14 protein-coding genes are annotated in these 21741 nt (G+C 64.6%); 8 read left to right on the forward strand and 6 right to left on the reverse strand.

The features are described from left to right. Positions 1 to 124 precede the first annotated feature (124 nt). Positions 125 to 1057: a sugar-binding transcriptional regulator gene (locus tag NO932_RS00770; RefSeq protein WP_309209127.1), complete on the reverse strand. Its 933-nt coding sequence runs from the start codon at positions 1055 to 1057 to the stop codon at positions 125 to 127. Between the two features lie 142 nt (positions 1058 to 1199). Here NO932_RS00770 and NO932_RS00775 point away from each other — a divergent pair, with 142 nt between their 5' ends. From NO932_RS00775 to NO932_RS00810, 8 genes are all read left to right on the forward strand, one after another. Next, a complete protein-coding gene (locus tag NO932_RS00775) occupies positions 1200 to 2522 on the forward strand; it encodes an extracellular solute-binding protein (RefSeq protein ID WP_309209129.1) in 1323 nt (440 codons plus the stop codon). Then, a complete protein-coding gene (locus NO932_RS00780) occupies positions 2509 to 3504 on the forward strand; it encodes an ABC transporter permease subunit (protein ID WP_309209130.1) in 996 nt (331 codons plus the stop codon). The genes NO932_RS00775 and NO932_RS00780 overlap by 14 nt, the downstream gene beginning before the upstream one ends. A 3-nt stretch (positions 3505 to 3507) precedes the next feature. Next, complete coding sequence (locus NO932_RS00785; protein WP_309209131.1) at positions 3508 to 4428, forward strand: ABC transporter permease subunit; 921 nt, start codon at positions 3508 to 3510, stop codon at positions 4426 to 4428. A 23-nt stretch (positions 4429 to 4451) separates the two neighbouring features. Beyond that, entirely contained in the window at positions 4452 to 5207 is a 756-nt protein-coding gene (locus NO932_RS00790) for a glycerophosphodiester phosphodiesterase family protein (protein WP_309209132.1), read from the forward strand. Next, the gene (locus tag NO932_RS00795) at positions 5191 to 6723 is read left to right on the forward strand and encodes an alkaline phosphatase D family protein (RefSeq protein WP_309209133.1); all 1533 of its coding nucleotides are present in this window, start codon (positions 5191 to 5193) and stop codon (positions 6721 to 6723) included. Before NO932_RS00790 ends, NO932_RS00795 begins: the two co-directional genes overlap by 17 nt. A 44-nt stretch (positions 6724 to 6767) precedes the next feature. After that, positions 6768 to 7481, forward strand: coding sequence for an HAD family hydrolase (locus NO932_RS00800; protein ID WP_309209134.1), 714 nt, complete (start codon positions 6768 to 6770; stop codon positions 7479 to 7481). A gap of 406 nt (positions 7482 to 7887) precedes the next feature. Next, positions 7888 to 8865, forward strand: a complete 978-nt coding sequence (locus NO932_RS00805) for a hypothetical protein (protein ID WP_309209135.1) — start codon at positions 7888 to 7890, stop codon at positions 8863 to 8865. Positions 8866 to 8941: 76 nt separating this feature from the next. Further along, complete coding sequence (locus NO932_RS00810) at positions 8942 to 9082, forward strand: hypothetical protein (protein WP_309209136.1); 141 nt, start codon at positions 8942 to 8944, stop codon at positions 9080 to 9082. A gap of 285 nt (positions 9083 to 9367) precedes the next feature. On the opposite strand, the gene NO932_RS00815 is transcribed toward NO932_RS00810, so the two are convergent. The 5 genes from NO932_RS00815 to NO932_RS00835 are packed head-to-tail and all read right to left on the reverse strand — an operon-like array spanning position 9368 to position 21591. Then, entirely contained in the window at positions 9368 to 12520 is a 3153-nt protein-coding gene (locus NO932_RS00815) for a helicase-related protein (protein WP_309209137.1), read from the reverse strand. Beyond that, the gene (locus NO932_RS00820) at positions 12510 to 14366 is read right to left on the reverse strand and encodes a phospholipase D family protein (protein ID WP_309209138.1); all 1857 of its coding nucleotides are present in this window, start codon (positions 14364 to 14366) and stop codon (positions 12510 to 12512) included. Before NO932_RS00820 ends, NO932_RS00815 begins: the two co-directional genes overlap by 11 nt. Then, positions 14356 to 15534 carry a DUF6361 family protein gene (locus NO932_RS00825; RefSeq protein ID WP_309209139.1) on the reverse strand — a complete coding sequence of 393 codons (1179 nt, stop codon included), beginning with the start codon at positions 15532 to 15534 and terminating at the stop codon, positions 14356 to 14358. Before NO932_RS00825 ends, NO932_RS00820 begins: the two co-directional genes overlap by 11 nt. A gap of 4 nt (positions 15535 to 15538) precedes the next feature. After that, a complete protein-coding gene (locus tag NO932_RS00830) occupies positions 15539 to 18937 on the reverse strand; it encodes a UvrD-helicase domain-containing protein (RefSeq protein ID WP_309211099.1) in 3399 nt (1132 codons plus the stop codon). Further along, positions 18937 to 21591: a PD-(D/E)XK nuclease family protein gene (locus NO932_RS00835; RefSeq protein WP_309209140.1), complete on the reverse strand. Its 2655-nt coding sequence runs from the start codon at positions 21589 to 21591 to the stop codon at positions 18937 to 18939. The genes NO932_RS00830 and NO932_RS00835 overlap by 1 nt, the downstream gene beginning before the upstream one ends. Positions 21592 to 21741: the final 150 nt, after the last annotated feature.

Raw genomic sequence — 21741 nt, forward strand, 5'->3', positions numbered from 1 at the left:
ACCCTCCAGCCTGGCATCTCCCTTTCGCAACGGGACCTGCCGGTTTTGGTTCCTGATCGATACCGGGGAGGATGGGCTGCGCGCCGATTGGGGCCGACGATCAGCGTGAGTGCTGACTAACCCCTCACTGCAGCAGGCTTTGAGCATTGGCCGAATCGGTGAGCAGCACGGTTGCCAGCCCCTGCTTCAGCACTGCCCGCACGATATCGATCTTATGGCTGCCGCCACCCGCGACCACGCGGTGCCGGATGCGTGCGAAATCGGCAAGTTCGGGCGAGAGCACCTGGGCGTTGATGGGGTGGTCTATGGGGATACCGCGCTCATCGAGATATCGGCCCGCGATATCGCCCACAGCGCCATGGGCGAGGAGATCGGTGGCGGTTACCCCTTCGGGCAGGCCGTAGCGCACCTGCAGGGAGCGATCGGAAACGTCGCCAACGCTGAGATAGGCCAGGTCGACATTGCAGATCGTATCGAATGTGCGCCGAAACACCGTCTGGGAGATGATTGCCTCCCGGGATTCTGCCGATTCCGCATAGATGGGGGCAACAAGATATTGGCAGCGCCCGGAGAACACCTGAGCAAAACCACGAACAATCTCGAAGGTATTGATCTCCGAGCCGTGCGTCAGCCCGCCCATCATGGAATGGACCTCCATATGTGGCCGATTCACCGGGGTCATGAAGTGCACGGTCTCGCGCAGGGTCGTTCCCCAACCGACGCCAAGTGATCCGATATCGTGCGTGACGATGAACCTGTCGAACCAATTCGCTGCCGCACGGCCCAGGATGGTGTGGAGCTGACGGGTATCGTCCGGCGTAGGGACGACGATGGCGCCCTCGAGACCAAAGCGCTCGCAAAGCCGGCTCTCGAGCGCGGCGCATTCGGCGAGAATTCCATTGAAGGAGATCGTCACCACCCGATCGCGGAGCGCAGTGGCCAGCATTTCATTGACGCGGCGGCGGGTGAGATTGAGCCGGTCCGCGATCTGCGCCTGGGTAAGTCCCTCCATGTGATAGAGCCACGCAGCCCGCGCCATGAGGTCGTTCTGGTCCATGCGTCGGTCACTCCCGTAACAAATGTCACTCGCATGTAACAAATGTGATCTAGGTGTTCAGTGTCGCCGTTCGGAGAGGGATTGGCAAGCCATCCTCCCGGCACAGGCTTACAGCTTTTTGCCCATCGAGGATCAAAAACCCATGACTGTTTTCAACAAGACCCTTGCGGGTACGGCCCTTTGCAGCGTTCTGGCGCTCGCCGCTACCCCGGCGTTCTCCCAGGAGCGTGTTCATATTGAATGGTGGTACGCCCTCAGCGGCCGGCTGGGTGATCTGACTCAGGAAATGATCGCCAATTTCAACGCCTCGCAGGACCAATACGAAGTCGTGGGCATCCATAAGGGCAATTACGAGGAGACCATGGCGGCCATGGTCGCCGCCTACCGCGTGGGCCAGCAGCCCACCCTTCTCATGGCCGCCGAGCGCGGTTTCATGACCATGCTCAATTCGGGCGCCATCGTTCCGGTCAACCAGGTGATGGCTGAACAGGGCTACGACACCGATTGGGGCGACTTCATCGCACCGGTGGCCGGCTTCTACGTTGTCGACGGCGAGCCCGCCGCCTTGCCCTTCAATTCCTCAACGCCGATCTTCTGGTTCAATCAGGATCAGTTCACCGCCGCCGGGTTCGACGGGCCGGCGGACACCTGGCAGGAACTGGACGAGCAGCTTTACGCCCTCAAGGAACAGGGGATCACCGAATGCCCCATGGTGCTGCCCAGCGACTTCCAGTGGAGCCTCCTGGAAAATTATTCCGCCATCAACGACATGCCGTTCGGCACCAGCGCGAACGGCTTTGATGGGCTCGATACAGAATTCGTCTACAACACAACCGGCATGGTCGGCCAGGTCGATCGTCTCGCCCGCTGGGTCGAAGACGGCATCCTGCATCTCGCGGGCGAGGGCATGAGCTCGACCCAGATGTTTGTTTCGGGCAATTGCGCGACCGTGATGTCCTCGACCGCCAGCCACGCCTCGGTCGAGGCCGGCGCCCAGTTCGACTGGAACGCCACCTTCATGCCCCATGAGGAAGGCGTCGAGCCCAGGAACAGCACCATCGGCGGCGGCGCGATCTGGGTTGTCGCGGGCCAGGACGACGGGGAATATGCGGCCGCGGCCGCGTTCCTTGATTTCGTCGCCAGCCCCGACAACCAGGCCTGGTGGAGCGAACAGACCGGCTATGTGCCGGTAACCACGGCTGCCTATGAGCAGATGGCTGCCGAGGGATATTTCGAGGAGCATCCCACCCGCGAGATCGCCATTCTGCAACTCTCGCGCGGCGAGCCCAACGAAAATTCCCGCGGCTTCCGCTTCGGCAATCACAACCAGACCACCGCCATCCTGGTCGAGGAAATGCAGGCGATCTGGACCGGGCAGAAGACGGTTCAGGAAGCGCTGGATTCCTCGGTCGCCCGCGGCAACGTGATCCTGCGCCAATACGAGCAGCTTCATGCTGGTCAGTAGCGACAGCTCGACGATCCGGGAAGGCGCGCCTTGGCGCCTTCCCGCGTCGCTGTTTACTGGCCTGCGTGCTCGTTTCGGCGCGCAGTCCTCCGAGGGGCTCAAGGCCGCTCACTTCGCCAGGCCGGGAATCGCCATCGTCCTCCTGGCGCCGCAACTGCTGATCCTTTTGTTCTTCTTCTATATCCCTGCCTATAAGGCACTCTCGCTGGCCTTCGTGCAGACTGACCCGTTCGGGCTCACCACGATGTTTGTGGGCCTGGACAATTTCATGCGCTTGTTCGCCAGTCCCGAATACCGGTTCAGCGCCAGCCTTTCACTGGTTTTCACCTTCGTCCAGAGCGTCATAACGCTCAGCTGTGCGGCATTGCTCGCCTTTGCCACAGACCGGGTGGTACGCGGCAAGGCGATCTTCAAGGGCATTATCCTGTTGCCCTACGCCATCGCGCCGGTCGCTTCAGGCACCATCTTTGCCTTCGTCTTCAATGCAAATGTCGGCCCCTTCGCCAATTTCCTGCACGAGCTGGGGTTGCCCTGGAACCCGGCCCTGCGGCCCCTCGATGCGCAGATTCTCGTGGTGGTTGCCGCCGTCTGGAACCACCTCTGCTACGACTACATCTTCCTGGTGGCCGCCATGCTGGCCGTGCCGCGGTCACTCATGGAAGCCGCGGCGCTCGATGGCGCGCGGCCGGTGCGGCGGTTTTTCACCGTTACGCTTCCGCTCATCATGCCCACCTTCTTTTTCCTCATGATCATGAACCTGATCTATGGGCTATTCGACACCTTCGCGCTGATCGACACCATGACTCAGGGCGGCCCGGCCGCTTCAACCAGCACCCTTGTCTATAAGGTTTATCAGGACGGGTTCGTCCAGCTCGACCTGGGCTCGTCGGCGGCGCAATCTGTGGTGCTGATGGCGATCGCAGTGGTCTTCACCATCCTCCAGTTCCGCGCCGTCGAGCGCCGCGTCAATTACGGGGTGTAAGCCATGGTCGAACGCAGCCCCTGGCTCACCGCCTTCTGTTATCTCGTCCTCATCATCGGGGCGGCGATCGTTTGCGTGCCGCTCTATATGTCGTTCGTTGCCGGTTCGCTCGACTATGTCCGCCTGCAGCAAATGCCCTTTCCGCTGCTTCCGGGCGGCCATTTCTGGGAGAATATGGTCACGGCCTGGAACCGGGTGGATTTCTCCCGGCTCTACATCAACTCCATCATCGTCACGGTCGGCATCGTGACCGGCAAGATCGCTGTTTCGCTGATCGCGGCCTTCGTCATTTCGTACTTCCGGTTTCCCTTCCGGATGACGATGTTCTGGCTGATCTTCATTTCGCTGATGCTGCCGATCGAAGCGCGCATTATTCCCACCTATGAAGCCATCGCCGACGTGGGCGGACCGCTGCGTGAGCTCTTTCGCATTACCGGCATTTCCTGGCTCGTCGAAACGATGACCGGCTATCGCATCGAGATGGCGCTCAACTGGAACTTCATCAACACCTATCCCGGGCTGATCCTGCCGCTGATCGCCTCGGCCTCGGCGACGTTCCTGTTCCGGCAGTTCTTTCTGACCATTCCGGACGAATTATGCGAAGCCGCCAAGCTCGACAACGCGGGGCCGATCAAGTTCTTCAAGGATATCGTGCTACCGCTCTCGACCAGCAATATCGCGGCTCTGGCCGTTATCCTGTTCATCGGCAACTGGAACCAGTATCTCTGGCCGTTGCTGTTCACCACCGATCCCGAAATGCGCACGGTCGTGCTGGGGCTGAGCCATCTGGTGCCCGGACCCGACGAGCCGCCGGCCTGGAATCTATCCATGGCCGCGGCCTTCTTCGTGATGCTTCCTCCCGCCCTCGTCGTCATCTTCCTGCAGCGCTGGCTCACCAGCGGCATGGTCGATTCCGGCAAATAGAACTCAGCCCTCAAGGATCACACATGACGTTTATCATCGGGCATCGCGGCGCCCGCAATCTCTGGCCCGAAAATTCGATTTCCGGGTTCAGGAACCTTCTCGGGATGCCCGTCGAGGGCGTCGAATTCGATCTGCATCTCGACGGCGCCGGGGAAATCGTCGTGATCCATGACGCAACGCTCGAGCGCACGACCGACAGAACCGGCCCCGTCGGGACGCTTGCCGGGGGCGAACATGCCCATGTGCACCTCAAGGGCAGCGAACATGGCGACACCATTCCCACATTTGCGGACGTGCTGGCCATTTTTGCCGGCAGCGGTTTCGAACTCCATGTCGAGCTCAAGACCGACGCCCAAGGTGTGCCCTATCCTGACCTTGAGGCCAAAGCGGCCGCGCTCATCGATAGGTTCGGCCTCGCCCAGCACAGCTTTCTCACGAGTTTTTCGGTCCCGGTCCTTCAAAAAGCACGGGACATCGCACCGCATATCCGAACCCTTTCGTCCTACCATGGACCGGCGGCGGAAAAGGAGGGTGTGCTGGGAGGTCTTCTGACCCGGCTTGCCGTGGCCGACGTGGTGGCGGTGGAAAAGAAGCTTCTTGCCGACTATTGGGACCTGATCACCGCGAACGTGCCGCTCGAGCGGCTGGGGGTCTGGGTTCCCAACCAGCAGGGAGACCTGGAGACCTGGCTCGGCCGCGGACTCCGGCAGGTCACGACCGACAATCCCGATATCGCTCTTATGGCTCGCGAGGCACTGTCCCATGTCCCTGCGAACTGATCGCCGACGTTTCCTCCAGACCGGTCTTGCGGCGGCTGCCGTCTGGCCGGTCCTCGGCACCGTCCGGGCCGCAACCTTTACGGCAGATCCCTTTGCTCTGGGGGTTGCTTCGGGCTGTCCGCGGCCCAACAGCGTGGTGCTCTGGACGCGGCTGATCTTTCCCGACACCGAGCCCGATCCGTTCACCAACCCATTCGCGCCGATCGAAAAACCTCAGCATCCGCCGCTCGACGTCGCCTGGGAAATCGCCTATGACGAGGCGTTCGCCCGGCCCGTTCTTTCGGGCATCGACCGTGCGGTCCCCGAATTCGCCCATTCGGTGCACGTCGAGGCAACGGGACTGGAGCCCGACCGCTGGTACTTCTATCGCTTCCGGTGCGGCGATGCGGTAAGTCCGGTCGGACGCACCCGCACCGCGCCGGCCTCAGACGCCGAAAACGGCCGCTTCAGCTTCGCCTTCGCCTCCTGCCAGCAATTCGAGCAGGGCTGGTACACGGCGTATCGCGACATGGCCCAGCGTGAACTCGACCTCGTGGTCCATCTTGGCGACTACATTTACGAAGTCAGCTATGGCGGACAGCACGTTCGGAGCCATCAAAGCGGCACCCCGACCCTGCTGTATGAATATCGCGACCGGCATGCGCTCTATAAATCCGACCCTGACCTCCAGCGTGCTCACGCCGCGTTTCCCTGGCTGGTGCTCTGGGACGACCATGAGGTTGTCAACGACTATGGCGGCTCGGTCTCGCCAACCGATCCTTACGCCCCCGCCTTCTTGCGCCGCCGAGCCGCCGCTTACCAGGCGTGGTACGAACACATGCCGGTGCCCCCCATCGCCGCCGCCAATTTCGACGAGTACCGCGTCTATGGCCATTTCGGGTTCGGGAGCCTGCTCGACCTCACCCTGCTCGACACGCGTCAGTACCGCGCGCCCGGCCCGGGCGAGGAGCGCACCGGTTTCGAGACGACGATGCTGGGCACCGCGCAGGAGAGATGGTTCGATACGACAATGGCAGCGTCGCAAGCGCGCTGGTCGGTTATCGGGCAGCCGACGCTGATCGCCGAACGCGACCTCGAACCGGGGCCGGACACGCGCTATGCCATGGATGCGTGGGACGGCTACCGGGACGGACGCGAGCGGCTGCTAAGCACGATCAAACGCGAAGCGATCCGCAATCCGGTCGTCATCGGGGGCGACCTGCATGCATTCTATGCGGCCGACCTCCATGAAGCGGCGGGAACCGCCGAGGGGCCGATAATCGCGAGCGAATTCGTGACAGGCTCGATCACCTCCAATCCTCCCGACCAGCAGGCGGTCGACTCCATAATCGCTGAGAACCCGCACCTCAAATTCGGCAACAGCTCGACCCACGGCTATTCGATCATGACCGTCGAACGCGACCGAACCCAGGTCGACCTCGTGGGGATCAGCGATCGCAAGGATCCGGCGGCCACCGCCGCCGTGTTCCAGCAATTTGCCGTGCTCGACGGCATGCCGGGCGTCAATCGCCTTTGATTTCAATGCGTCCAGGAAGCGGCGCAAGCTTTCAAGAAAACTATATGACCACTCCCGAACTCATCATCTTCGACTGCGATGGCGTCCTGATCGACAGTGAACCCATCGCCAGCCGCACGCTGGCCGTGGCGCTGCAGGGCGCCGGCATTGCCATAACGCCTGGGGAATCGCACAGGATTTTTACCGGCAATGCCGAAAGCGACATCCGCCGCATTTGCGCCGAAACCTACGGGCTCGACGAGGTCGATGCCGTGTTTTCGCGCTGGCATGCAAGTCTCTATTCCGAATTCGCCGTGTCGCTCAAACCGATGGCAGGCATGGTCGAATTGGTCGCCGGGCTGTCCGTCCCCAAGTGTGTCGCGTCCAACAGCACCTTTGCCCGCTTGGAGGCGAGCCTCGGCCGGACCTCGCTGTGGCCTCTTTTTGCGCCTCACATATTCAGCGCCCAGGCCGTGCCACGACCCAAGCCGGCGCCGGACCTGTTGCTCCATTGCGCCAAGGCCTTCGCGGTGCCGCCTTCACACTGCATCATGGTCGACGACAGCCCGCATGGGATCGCATCGGCGGGCTCGGCCGGCATGCGGGCCATCGGCTTCGTGGATGAAAACGATCCCAGGCCCGGCCGTGCCGATCTTCTCGCAGGGGCCGGCGCCGCTCAGGTCGCGCACGGCGCCGTCGAGTTGGCCAAAATCCTCAATTCGCTCGTTCCAGAAAGCGTCGCACCGGCCGCTGGAATGGAAGCTGTTCCTCATGACTGATACTGCGATTCGCCGCACAGCCGCTCGTCTGCTTGAAACAAGCACCAATTGGATAATGTCAGCCAAGTCATGAAAATGGCGCGCCGGTCAGAACAAATCAGCGAACTCCTACTATATTGAAATTAAAAGATAATTACAACTTCAGGATTCACGTGTCCGCTTTGCGCCCTCATTCCGGCCGTTCCCCCATCCGCTTCGAGAAGCTCAAAGCGGACACTCGCCCTAGACGGTCAGGCCGGCGGTTCAGCCAGCCGGTCATTCGTCGAGCGGTGTGGGCGCTGCGCTAGGAACTAGCCCTAAACATACCCAGTTTTCCATTGAGGTATTTTTCAGTACGCTCCTGTAAGCGCACAATAAATCGTGCGCTTGGCGGGGGAGCATCCAGGATATCGAATACGGGCAGCTGTTGCCTATCCATTTTGACTTGCCCAGGCATGTCATACCTCTGCGGACGTTCGTCGAGACCGCGGAGAATGCGAGCCAGATTGCCGAGGTCATAAATCAAGAACTCTTCGGCGGCGCCTTCGTATACGAGATCGTCGTCATACCGCCGGAGGAAGGTACCTTCCTCTCACGGCTCGGCATCAACGTAAAATCGGTGAGTGCGGTCGCGCTAGTCGCCATTCTGTCTGGCCCGTTGGGCGATTTCGGCTCCGGCCTATTCCAGGAGCTCATCTCCAAGAGTGCGACCGAACTCGGCAAAGACGTGGTGAGTTCTATCCGATCGTCCATGGAGCAACTGCAGTCCTACGGCGAGGACAAGGAGGCCCTGTGCACAGCAGCGTCAACCGTCACCGTCGCAGCGGTGAAGTGGTTCCTGCAGGAGGATAACGAGGATATCGACCGGCTGCCATTCGCACCCGCTTTGACCGAGGCTTTGCTCGCGAAACGGAAGTTCTATGATGCCTGCCGGGAGGTGCCGGACCTAAAAGGCATCGGATTCAGCCGGTCCCCCACCTTCCCGATAAAGCGCTCCGACTTCCAACGGATCAGCAAACTCCCGGAGAGCGCCGACGGCGACGACTGGATTGTGGCAATCGAAAACATCACGGGTGACTCCCCCAATTGGCGCCGACTAGACAAGTCAAGGAGTTGGAAGGGCACCGATCAAGGCGGGCATTCCCGATACTTTACCATCCAGGATGAGCGGTTCTGGGAGATGGTCTCCCGGCGGGAACTCGCGACTCGGATCGCGGACAGCATGAAGGTGCAGTGGGCCTACGTTCAAGGGCCCAAGGGACCGAAGAAACACATCGTTTTGAGAGTCCTCGAGTTCAACGGGATGAAGATCTCGCCTCCCATGTCAGATCGCGAGATCCACCCTATCTTGGACAGCTTCAAGAGTGTCCAAGACCAGCAGCGATCGTTTTTCGACGAGGAGTAGTCCTATGGTGTTCGGTGGGTTCAGGAAGAAGCCATTATCGAAGGTGGAGCCTGTAGCACCCGCAAGGATGCCCGTTATGGTGGTGCCGCCGGCTCCCCACTTCGCCGAGGAGGCCGTCCGCTCACTGGGCTATCTGAAGCCCAAAGCCATCGACACCTTGATGTTCCTTATGGGCGATGAGCTCGCCGTCCATCCTCGCGAGACGGCGACTGGTTAGCCTCGCACTGACGCTTGCGCGAAAGCGCGCGTGGCTGTTGCTCACCGGCGATGGCCCGCTGCGCCAGCTCGCAGCCGCGGAAGCGGTCGAATGCCACGGGGTTCTTTGGATGCTGGACCAGATCCATGCAGCGGGGACGGCAACGACCGCCGCGCTCCATCGTGGCCTGACGGCGATATCGGCCCATCCCCGGTGCCGTTTGCCGCGTCCGGAAGTTCGACGCCGATTGTTACTCTATGTCGGCGAGTTGCGCCCCAAGCCTGACGACAAGCAATCGCGACAGGACTATAGTTCTGGATCATCGAGAATTCCCGGTTCGAGCCGAATTTGCAGTTCGGCAAGCAGCTGAGAGTCCATGCCGTCGCCGGTCAGGGTTTGGAGGTACTCGAGCAAATCGTCCTGTCGGGGTTGACCAAAGGCTAGACGATAGACCGTGAGACTGCGTTTGAGCCAGGCGAGGCGCGTGACTTCCCGACTGAACGGCAGCATCGGCACGCGCCGTTCAACCCGCACATAACCTTCGTAGATCCAATAGGGGATGAGATCGGTATCGACCGGCGCCTCGGATCGCGCGTGCTCGAACATGAGCTTCCACGGATCGTCAGGAGCCTGCCCACGGCCCCTGACGATCGCGACCTGGCGCTCGGCCAGATTGAGGCGCACGGCATGGCCCTTGAAGCGGTGGACGCGGCCTTCGCGCTGCTCAAGGTCCACCGGGTTGCCCGGCAAGTTCCAATGATAGACGCGATAGCAATAGGGATGGAAGTCCAGCCCTTCCTGGCCGACCGACGTGGTGGCGAGAACGAACGGCCGGAATGGTGAGTTGAAGGCGTCACGCACGCCTCCGAGCCGCGCGACGGCGCCGTCTTCGTCCTTGTAGTCGGCGAGCCGCATCGCGAAGCGTCCGCGCATCTGGAACTTGCTGATGGCGAGGGACTCGCCATCGACCTGCACGTCATCGACGTCGATCTGCGACGGGCGGATAGCGAGGGCCCGGGCCATGGCGCGAGCGACACCGATTGCGCGGTCGTCTGCTGGGCGGGCGCCGAGACCTTCGGCATCGACGAGGTAATGTGCGTATTCGTCCAGGACGGCCTGTAGGTTGTGCTGGGCGCAATAGGCCAGCACGCGGCGCCAGTAGTGATCGTCGGTATCCCGTCGCAGCAAGGCGACCGCGTCATGCTGATTGAACAGCGCCCGGAACGACCAGGCGACTTCAGCGGCGGCGCTGAGCAAGCGTGGATCATCCCACGCCAGCTCGGGCGCGATCCGCTTGAGGGCGCGAAGCGCGCAGACGGCCGGACTGCCGAGCGCGACGTCAACCAGCAGGTCCGAAAGATCGTCGGACAAAGCGCCGATGTCGTGCGTCTTCACCGCTGCCGCCAGTTCGGCGATATGATCGTGGAAGGCGTCTTCGCTCGCCAGGGCGCGCATGCCGTGGGGCGCTTCCAGCCAGGCGCGGGATCGCGCGCCCAGCAGGTCATCGATCACGGCTGGGGCGGCCCACTCGGCGCTGTGAGCGTCCTGATGCGACGCCGCGCCTTCCTTCATAGCACCGAGGGCGGGCTTGAGGCGGTCGCCCACAGCGGCGCGCATTCCCTCCAGCGACAAGGCGGTCTCGGTTTCGCTGAACACTGCCAGCGGATCGGCCAGTTCGGCCAGAGATGGCGAAGGATAGATCAGCAGCAGCGCGCGCAGACCCGCGAGCCGACCGTGATCCTGCCGAAACTGCAAGGGGCGCAGGCGATGCTGCTCGAAATAGCGTCGGCCGGATTCGCCAACGCCCATTCGCCGTTCGGCTTCGTAGGACAGGAGGGCTGCGACCGCGTCGGGCACCATGGACCAGGACGAAAATATCAGCGCCTTGGTCAGCGGCGCCCCGGATCTCGGGTCGCCGTAGTAGGGCATAGCGGCAGGCAGCCAGAGATTTCGTTCGAGGTGCAGGCCGAAGATGTCGTCCATGATCGCGCGCATGCGGCCATTGGCAGGGTCCAGCGGCGCGTAGGCGTCGATGGCGTCGTGATCGAGCATGGCCGGTCGAGCCGCCTGGATTGCGGTGCGGAGCGCGGCCGAAGGAGCGTTGGCCTGGTCTTCCAGCAGCCGTTTCAGGCTGTAGTGGCGCATGAAGTTGAGCAGGTAGGGCGAGGATTTCCAGTATTCGATGATCTCGGGGGCATCGAGCGTGCGCGCCACCTGGGAAACGGCCGATGCCTGCGCGAGGTCGGCGGGCGCGACCGAGACTGTGACGGCGGGCTCGCTCATCATGGAGTCGCGCTCGACCGTGGACGCGACCCGTTCGGTTCGCGCGATCACCCGGCGCAGGCGCCGTTCGATGATCTGGCGGGTCTCGACCGCTGAGGCGTGTGACTGCGGCAGGGCATGCAGGAGACCACGGAAGGCGCGCATTTCTCGCGCCAGCGTGGCCGTCACCTCCGGCCCCTTTTCCCGGCCGTAGAGGAAACTCAGTGTCTCCAGGAAGTCCTGATAGTGATCGCCTTCGTCTGGCTCGTCGCCGGCGAGCGTGAGCATCCGATAGGGCGTGGCGGAGAGAAGCAGGGTGCGGGCGGCGTGCCCGTCGCCTCCTGAATAGTCGAACAGTTCGCGCGCGAGGATTGCCGCGTCGCTGTCGCCGTGCAGCAGATCCCGAAACCGCTGGAACTCGTCCATGATGATGAGGTCGGGTTGCAGCGCGTCCACGCAGGCATGGGACAGTTTGGCGCGGAGTCGGGCGACCAGGCTGTTGCGGGGCTGTGTCATCTCCGGGGGATAGGCGTCCCGGCGGCGCGGGAAGAGTTCGCAAACCCGTTCGAGTTCCTCGAAGAGGTCGCGATCCGCCTGCACGTCGCGGCGGAAGCGCTCGATGATGCGCTTGTCGACGCCTTCGAGGGTGAGATTGTCCACGGCGCTGTTCCAGCCGTCGATGCCGGCTGTGACCTGCAACAGGTTGTGCAGGCCCCGCGGGCGCGTCACGAGATCGCGCAGGAGATGGCACAGCAGAGCGCGTTCCTGGGTCACGCCCGTCGCGGAGCGCAGATCGAAGGTCGTGCCCGGCGTCAGGCTGATGAAGTTCACCTTGTTGGCGTCGAGGCCCACCTGGTCGCGCAGTTGCAGGGGAACGAGGGTCATGCGGGTTGGCAAGGCCAGCTCGCGCCGCCCAAGGACGTTCAAGCGGTTGAGGTTCTGGGCGGCGATCGCCTGGTTCGAGCAGATGTAGAGGATGTCGATCCGTTTGGTGGTGTCCCACAGGTGCTCGATCATGCGGGCGATGACCCCGCGCGCCACCATCGTTTTACCGAGGCCGACTTCGTCGGCGACCAGGAACTGGCGGACTGGATCGTCCTGGCCATAGAGCCGATCGAAGACATAATCGACGGTGCGCCGCTGAAATGCCTTGAGAGGAGCGAGCGCCGCATCGGCGCGGAACCGTTTATTCGGCATGAGCGGCATCCTGGGTGGCGAGCGCAATTCGGAAGGTGTTCCAGAGCGCGCGGAACTCAGCCGGAATCGGATCGGTATCGACGCCGTCGCCGGCTTCTAGGCGCGCGATCAGCCGTTCGATGGCGCGGAGCTGGTCGCCGCCCCGGCAGAAGGCCCGAACCATCTCCTCGAGGATCGGCGCGTCATCGCTTGCCACGCGCCAGGCTCCCTGACCCGCACCGTCCTGCGCTGCAAGGGCGGCTGCGAAGGGATCGCCTAATTCGGAGAGGAGCAGACGGAGATAGCGGAAGAAGGCGTCCTTGCTGTCGATCACCCAGCGCAGGATGGCTGCGTGACGCTCGGCCGGCAGTCCCTCCATCATGAGCCCGGTGCTGAACAGGATCGAGACGTCTTCCGTCTCGTCCGTCAGGTGACAAGCGAGGAAGCGCGTGAGGTCGACCAAGGGCATTGCGCCAAGGTCGGCGGGTTGTCCCTGCCGAAGCGGCTCGAGCACATCGCGTGCATGCCCTTCGCCCCGCGTGATGGGCCAAACACGCAAGACGCCGACCCCGGCAAGCGGAAGCGGTTCGGACGGGACCAGCCAGACCCGCCAGACTGGCGAGCCATCGGCGGCGGGCTCGCCACGCTCGCAACAGAGCTTGAGGCCGCTGCGGCGAATCTCGCGCCGGGCCTGGTCCAAACGCGCCTCGGCGGCTCGTTGTGCGGCATCGGCGGCGCTCGTCTCGTCGCGGACGAACGGCCGCGTCAGCCGGCCGAATCCTTTGTCGCCAAGGATTTCCTCGACGCTTCCGACCCGCGACCGCTTGCCAGTCAGGGTCGTGAAGATCTCGACATTGCTGCCGGTCAGCAGCGCCGGCCGGGTGGCGTTTCCTGAGCCGACGGTGATCGCGGTGTCCCAGCCGCGCTCGGCGATGAACGCCTTGGCGTGGAGCCCTTGCAGGGCCGTCGCGTCCTCCTCTTCGCCATCTTCCGTGGCAGCCATCTCGTCGAGCACGGCCACGCGGGCAAAGCCATCCAACGTGACGCCGGGCACCTGAGCGAGTTCGTCGGATCGCCCGATGAAAATGGGCTTTTCGGCGCTGGCTAGGCCAGCGAGCATCGACAGGGTCTGATCGTCGCAGAACGGTGACACCACGCCCAGCCGAGCGCAGGGTTCCGGGCGCCATGGCTTGCCGCCGAGGCCGTTGACCGCGAAGGAGACACTCTGGAACGGCTCGGGCAGACTCCATTCGGCGCGCCGCATGTCTTCGGCCAGTGCATTGACGAGAGTCTTCGTTCCATCGGGAGCACCGGCGGTCGCGAGGTTCGGGAGCTGGCGAAGGAAGTCGGCGACCGGGCGGTTTACGGCTTTGGGCTGCTTGGTGATCACGCCGTCGAGGGTGGCGGCAATATCCCAGGAGCGGTCGCGCGTCAGGTTTCGGGAGAGGATGAGCAGGCGCAGGCGCGCCGGGTCTTCGGGCCGAAGCGGCGTGAAGCGTAGCGCCCACATCTTGGGATGGAAGGCCCCGCCTTGAGGGGTGGCGACCTCGACGATGATGCGTTCGAGCAAAGAGCAAAGGCGAGAATGCGGCCGGGCGCTCGCCTGGATATGGCCGGCGTCGGTAAAGACGACGAGGCGGCCGGCGATGCGCTCGGCCCCTTCCAGCAGCGCCAGAGGGTGAGAGAGAATGTCGTCGCGGTTCTCGGCGGCGAAGAGCGCCAGACTGACCGGCACGGCGAGCGTGGTCTCGAAGTCGAGCGAGAAGGTCGTAGCGACCGCCGCGTCGAAGACGTAGCCCGCCGGTGGCTGAAGATTGGCACCGTAGAGCGTTCGCTGTTCGGGATCGAGGCTGCGCCTATTCAGCATGGGCGAGGTCCCGCAGGTGGGATTTGGCTTGCGCCCAGCGGAAGCTGAGGCGGTCGGCGCCCGATGCGCCGGTCCAGCGGTCGCGGACAGCGTGATTGGCGTAGCGGGACTGGCTGGTCTTGAGCCGGCGTTCTCGCTCCTCGACGAGATGCCGCGCCGTGGGTGCTGATAGCACCTGCTCCGTCCCGGCAAGAACCAGCTCACGCCACTCGGTCACGAAGCGCTTGGCGGCCGGTCGGACGGCGTGCGCCGGGTGCTCCACGACGCTCCAGAAATCATCGAGCGACCACGCGCGGACGGCGCTAGCATCGAGTTCGTCGCTCCAGGCGTCAAGCCGACCGCGATAGTTGTCGATCCAGTCGTCGCGCTGGCGCAGTTCACTGAGCGCGAGGTTGTAGAGCAACGCTGCGCCGTGCATCACATGGGAGAAGATTTCCCCATGCTGGACTAGGCGGCGCGCGGCAGGTGGAAACGCCGACAGATGGGGATGCGTCCAGATATAGTCGCAGTCCGCGTCGATTCCTTCGCGCGCGAGCATCGTGAGTAGCGCGGTGGGCTGGCTGGCGACCAGGCGATCGATCAGGAATTGCGCCTCGTCCGTGGTCAGGCGGAAGATGGCGCGTTCGAGCAGGTCGCCGGGCATCTGCGGCAAGGCCGGATTCCAGACGGCGGGCGCCTGCGCGCCGGCCAGGGCGTCTTCGCCGCCGGATGCGCCGCGCGAACGGCCACGGCCCCGTAAGGTGACGAACAAGCTGTCGAGCGAGCCGGGAAAGACCCGGATGCCCCACGCGCCGAGCCCGGCCCAATAGACGGAACTCGGCAGCCGCTGGAGCCGCGGTCCCGCATCGCGGCCGATAATGCCGTTGGACTCGCCGCCGGCTTTCAAGGCGTCGGCAAGCCGGATTTCGGTGTCGCGCGCCTCGGCGCGGAGCTGCGCCTCGGGGACTTCGCGTTTCTCCAGCGCCCGATAGAGCCAGGGGATGAACAGCATGTATCGCAGGCGCGTCTGGATCGTGCTCGTACCCGGAAAGAGGTGATCGGCGATGGAATCGCGGATCGCCCCCAGCCCCAGCTCGTCGCGGGTCTCGCGCTCCTGAAAGAGCGCCATGATGCGTTGCGCACGCTGCCGCTCAGCTTCATCGAAATCGATCCAGGCAAGAGATGACATGGGCTCAGGCTGCCTCGCTCTCGGTCGGCTTCGTCGGCAGGACGGGAATGACGGAACCGGAGGTCATCAGCACGATCAGTCCGCGCTCGGCGCCGGTCATGTCGAGATAGGCTCGCACCTGCGCGCGATAGTGATCGAGTGTCCCCGGCGCCGGCGTCACATCGCTCTTCCAGTCAACAACGACGGCGGGGCGGCCCTCGGTCGTAAGGATCAGGGCGTCGGCGATCCCGGCCTTTGCGGTTTCCACGCCGTCGGCTGCCTGCGCAGAATAAACGGGAAATTCCGCCAGCAGACCCGGTCGCAGGGCCGCGATGTCGGGCAGGGCCAGCGTCCGCACGACACATTCAGCTAGTTCATCAGCCGACAGTCCCGTCGCCGGGTCGGCGACCGGAGACTGACCGAGAGTACGGATAAGGTCGGCTGCTCGTTCGATTAGGGCAGCCTCCGTCTCTGGGGTTTCGCCGGTCAGTACCTCTTCCATGAGCTTATGGAGGATCAGCCCGCGTTCGCGGCCGCCCTGCACGAGAACCGCGGCTTCCAGTTCGGGAGGCTGCTCGTCGGCCGCCCCCGTCCAGAGCGCGGCTTCTTCTTCTCGCAACACGGTCCCGGCGGTGCTTTCATCGCGACTGGGCACAAGCCAGGTCAACCGCGTCTGCGCGGCCGCGATGGCTTCGGCTTCGGCGGCGAAGCTGGCGCGCGTCTGCATGTTGCCCGCGCCTGCACCTCCGGCCGTGATGCCGGCAGGCAGGTGAGAGACGTCCAGGCCTGGCAGGCCGGCGAGCGACAGATCGACGAGACCGATCCAGGCCGATTTCGACGGCGTGACGTCGAGCCGGGGAAGGACGAGGAGTTCGCGAGCGCGGGTGGCCGCGACATACCAGAGCCGGATGCGTTCGCGGTCCAGCTCCTCCTTTTCCGCCTGACGCGCGGTTTCGTAGCCTTCGGGCGCGACGCCGAGGACCGGGCAATAGAAGGTCTCGCGCTGGCGGTCGATGACGGCGCTGTCGGGCGCCATGACGCTGGTCATGGTGTTGACCGGAATGACGATCGGCCATTCCAGCCCCTTGGCAGCGTGCATGGTGAAGAGCGCCACCGCTTCTTCCTGCGCGTCGGGCCGTCCCTCGACAGCACGGGCCTCTTCAGACCACGCAGCTGCCATCGCCTCGGCAAAGGCGCGCAGGCCGCGCACTTCGTAACCAGTCGACAGGCTGAGATAGAGATCGACATTGGCGAGTGCGCGCTCGGCCTGGCCGCGATGACGTTCAAGGAGGAGCGGACGGACGCGCATCACGTCCACGGCCTGCGAGAGCAGTGCATGCGGCGTCGTGCTGTTGCTGCGCCGGGAGAGCGATTGCAGCCGCTCAATGATCTCGCGCGCGAGCGGGTGGGCGATGACGGCCGGATCGATGCTGAGATCCAGGCGCGGAATCCGATCCGGCTCTTCCTCCGAACGTGGAAGCGCCCAGATGATATCCAGCAATTCTTCTTCAGTAAGGCCGACCAGAGGCCCGCGCAGCAGCGCGCCGAGCGCCAGCGTGTCACGGCGATCAGCCAGAACACGGGTCAACGCGATCAGATCCTGGATCTCCTGGCGGCGGAACAGCCCCTTGCCGGCCTGCGTTGCCACGGGGATACCGCGACGCTCCAATGCCTCCTCGTAGCGCCACAGCTCTGCACCGGTCGGCGCCAGCAAGGCAATGTCGCCCGGTTGGCAGGGACGCTCCATGCCGCTGCGACGGTCAATGATGGGGTGGCTTTCGATCAGCCGGGCGCACAGCTCGGCGATGGCATCGGCCTCGGCATCGCGCTGCTGTTCTGCGCTGGCCTTGCCGCTTTCGTCAGCCACGGCGATATCGAGGGCCGCCACGCACAGGCCGTCGCGATCGTCATGGAACGGGTCGAGAGCGGTGAAGCCCGGCTGCCCATCGGACGAGAGGACGGCCTCGAAACGCTCGTTGACGAAGGTGAGGATCGAGGCACAAGAGCGGAAGTTGGTAGAGATCGACAGGAGGCTGCCGGGGGCCTGGGCGCGGAAGGCGTCGCGCGCCTGCACATAGGCGCTGACATCGGCGCCCCGGAAGCGATAGATCGCCTGCTTGGGGTCGCCGACCAGGAAAAGCGCACCTGGCCGGATTTGGAACCGGGTCCAGTCGGCATCGCCATCGACCGGCTCGCCGCACAACCGCCAGAAGATTTCGGTTTGCAGGGGATCGGTGTCCTGGAACTCGTCGACGAGGACATGGGCGAAACGCTGTCCCAGAGCACGGCGCACGGCATCATGGTCGCGCAGCAAGTCGCGCGCGGCGAAAATCAGATCGTCGAAATCGAGCTGGGCACTGGCGCGCTTGTGCTCGCGATAGCGTTGCAGGATCGGGCGCGCTTCGTCGATCAGCGCCGCCAAGGCATGGCTGGAGGCGGCCTGCGTCAACCCAACCCAGGCGTCGCAGCAGGTGGTATAGTGGGTCTCGGCGGTGGCGTTCAGCCGGTCGCCGTCAGCCTTGGAGAGACCCGCCTGCTTGGCCGCGGCAGCCCACTTCCCCTTCTTGCGGTAGGTGTAAAAAGCGCCATCCTTCTTGCAAAGCTCCGGGTGGGGCCGCGCGGTCAGGAGGCGGACGAGACCCGCAGGCGTCGCGGGATCGGGACCGTTCGCCAAGGCAGTCGCCATTTCGGCCAGCCGCTCGACGATCATCACCGTTTCCGGCTCGGCCGCCACCACACTATCCATGAAGCCAGCGAAATCCGTGGCGGCCTGTCGGAACGCCGTCAGGTGGCCGTCAAGCGGGGAGGCGGGCGGGGCCGCGAGCGTGGGGCGGCGGCGCAGATTCTCGGCGATCTTATGGATGAGCGCCACGGTTTCGGTGGGGCTGTGCAGCACCATCTCGGCCAGGATGACGCCCTGGCCACCGGACAGGCGTTCGCGCAGCCAGCCATCGACAATCTCGAGGAAGGTGAGATCGGCCTGGTTGCGATCCATGACGCCGGCGCCGGGATCAATGTCGGCCTCCGCCGGATAGGGCTTGATGAGGCGCTGGCAGAAGCCGTGGATGGTCGAGCAGGTGATCTCGTCGATCGCGGCGCTGGCGGCGGCAAGATTGTCGCGATGAGCCTGGGTCAGCCCATCGGACAGCGCCACGCGCAATTCGGTGGCGATGGTGCCGGCCGAAAGGTCGGTAACGAACTCGCGGACACGCGACAGCAACTCGCTCGCGGCAAGTTCGGTGAAGGTCACGGCGGCGATGGAACGCGGCGCGACACCTTCGGCCAGCAGGGCAGCGATGCGGCCGACCATAACGGCGGTCTTACCCGAACCCGCACCGGCTTCGACCAGGATCGAGCGATCATGGAGGCTAATCGCATCCCGGCGCGCGCCGTCGTCCTTCAGCACCTTGGACACGCTGCTCATCATTCCGCCTCCCAGACCTGAGCGAGTTCGCCAAGCCGCTCTGTCACGGCCGGCATCTTGCGTTTGCAATAAGTGGCGCTGGCGTTGGCCGGCAGGGCGAAGGCCAGATCGTCATAGTCACCGCCGGTATCCGGGCCAGGCAGGGCGGCGCCGCCGGCGAGACTTGCCCTTGCCGCGCGCAGATAGCCTGTGATCTCCGCCAGCACGGCCTCAGGATCGTCAAGCTGAAGATCGACGGGCTCGCGCGGATAGAGCAGCGAGGCACTGATGGCGACGTCGTCGCCGAGGAGCGCCTTCACCGCGAAGGCATAGAGGCAGCGCTGAAGCTCGCGTCCGCCGTTCAGCCGGATCTCACCGCGCGGGGGGCGGCCGGTCTTGTAGTCGCGTACCAGCGCGCGCTTCCCGTCGCCTGAGATGTCGAGTCGGTCGATATAGCCGGCGATGTTGAAGCCCGTGTCAGGGATCGTGACCGGCGTGGTCGTATCCCAAGGCGTTTCCGCGTCAGATTTCGGTTCCGAGCCGCCGAAGGGAACCTCACCGTAGGAGCGTGCGCCCGGCAGGACATCATCGCCATAGGACAGGGCGCGGCCCGCCATCACGCGAGCGTCGTCGAGGGTGCGCCCCCAGATGACGGCCGGCGGAACCGGACGCTCGCTCTCCCAATCGGCGGCGACGGCCTGAGCTGCCTGCGCCACCGCCGTGTCAATGGTTCCCGCGTCGGCGGAGGCAAGACCGCCTCCAGCTTCGAGGGCGCGCAAGGCGCGATCGAGAACCATGTGGACGAGATCGCCGATCCCGAGCGCATCGAGCACGAGCGGTTCGGCGCTGCTCTGCGGTTCGCGCCATCCGAAGGCATAGACCCACACGAAGCTGAGTGGATTGCGCAGCAGGCGGCGCAGCGAGCTGGCCGACTGGGTCCGGCCGAGGATGGCGAGAACGAGCGGATGATCCGCCCGCACGAGCCCGTCATGGGGGGTGATATCCGCCTGCCGCCAGTCGCGCCAGCAGCTCTGCGCACCGACCGCTTGCGGATCGGCGGCGAAGTCCTCGGGCCGGGCCATTAGGCGGTCGGTTTCGCTGAAGGCGTGCGCTGGCGTCGCATTGCGGCGCAGATAGGTTTCGTCGCCACGTCCGGCGAGCAGGGGGCTGCGGCCCAGCAGACGCCCGTCGCTGTCGCGCCGGGCGCGCGAGAGAACGACGGTATCGGCCGTCGTGGCGAGGATCGTCTCGAAATCGCGGCGGTCAGCGAGATTGACCGGCAGCGGATCGAGCACCGGGGTCGGGATGATATGGTCCGGGATCAGGCGGTCCTCGGCGATCTCGCGCGGCCAGCGCGAGGAATTGAGGCCGAGGAGTCGCACGAAGCGGCGAGGCGACGCGGCGAGCGCGCTGGCGGGCATCCAGGCGACGCAGACGCACGCTTCCAGCCCGTCGTCCTGCTTCAGGGTTTCCAGCGTGGCGTCGATCGAGGCGGCGGGGCCTGCGAGCAGAGCCTTGCGCCAGATCGCCAGCGCGCGGCCCTTGAGGAAGGCTTCTCCGATCTCGCTGGCGGCGTCAGGTCCTTTGGCCAGAGTCTCAACCGCCGTGCGCAGCGCCGCAACGTGGTCGGCGCCGTCGGGCCAGTCTTCCGGCGTCAAGCGGACCAGCAGGCGGTTCCAGGCACTCGGCGTCGAGAGCGGCGCATCGGTCGGCAGGACCCGCAGCCAGCCTTCGGGCAGGGTCTCGAATGGCCCGCTATCCCGGCAGAGCGCCGCGAGGCGCCGCAGCCGGGATTGCGACAGGCCGCGGACCACGATGTCGGCCAGCGCCGCGGCCGTCTGACCCTCGCGGGTGGTGACGGTACGGACGCCGTGGACGAAGTGCAGGTCGATGTTCGCGTCGGCGCGCAGGGCCAGGAAATGATCGTCATAGTCGGCGGGCGATGCGGTCGCGATGGCGATCTCCGAGGGCGAGACGCCAGTTGCGAGCAGACTGCGCGCCCAGCGCATCGCCTCGATGGCCTCGTGATAGGCGGTCGCCGCGCTGACGGCGCTGATCCCTGGCGTTTGCGCCGGTGCGCGCGTGATGCTAACGCTCGTGCCGTCCAGCCATGCCGGAACGCTCCTCGGGCCGGCCGTCCACTCCACCGGGATATGGTCTGTGAGGGCCTGAAGCAGCGGCCGCCAGCAGGGCGAGAGTTCAGTAAGGCCGACGATTTCCATGGGGCCGAGGACCGCCGGCGCATGAGCAACGCGGGCAGTCGCGGCGGTGACGATGTCGAGAGGCCGCATCATGCCGGGCGAAAGCTGGTCGAGAACCGCTGCTTCCAGGCGCGCGATAGCGTCGAGACGCGAATGATCCGCCGCGCGTGCGGCAAGATCGATGCCCGCGCGCCAGGCTTTGTGGAGCGTGTCGGCTGCCGCGTCGATCATGCCGGGAAGAGCCTTGATGCTCTCCAGTTCACCCATCGGCGTGGCGCGCAAGGCCGCCTGGATGGCCGCGCGCAGGTTCTCATCATCGATAGGGCGGGCGAAGCCGCCCGCCAGCCGGACGGCGGCCTGCTCGAAGGACATGATCTGGAGGCCGTGGCGACCGTCGCGACCCGCCGCCAGACGGCTCTCCCGCGAGGCCAGGCGGCCGTTAACGATCAGGGTGGATCGATGCGCATTGGTCATGGCCGATCTCCATCTCGGGGCGCGTTCTGGGTCGACAGTTGGGGCAATGCCGATGCGGTGTTCACCGCCGCGCTAAAGCTCAGGCTGACCACCACCCTCGGATGCCCGGTGACATATCGGCATCGCATTGCAACTACCCCCCATTGACTA

Origin of the sequence: Pelagibacterium sp. 26DY04, from assembly GCF_031202305.1 — a bacterium.
In the GTDB taxonomy this organism is placed as follows: Bacteria; Pseudomonadota; Alphaproteobacteria; order Rhizobiales; family Devosiaceae; genus Pelagibacterium.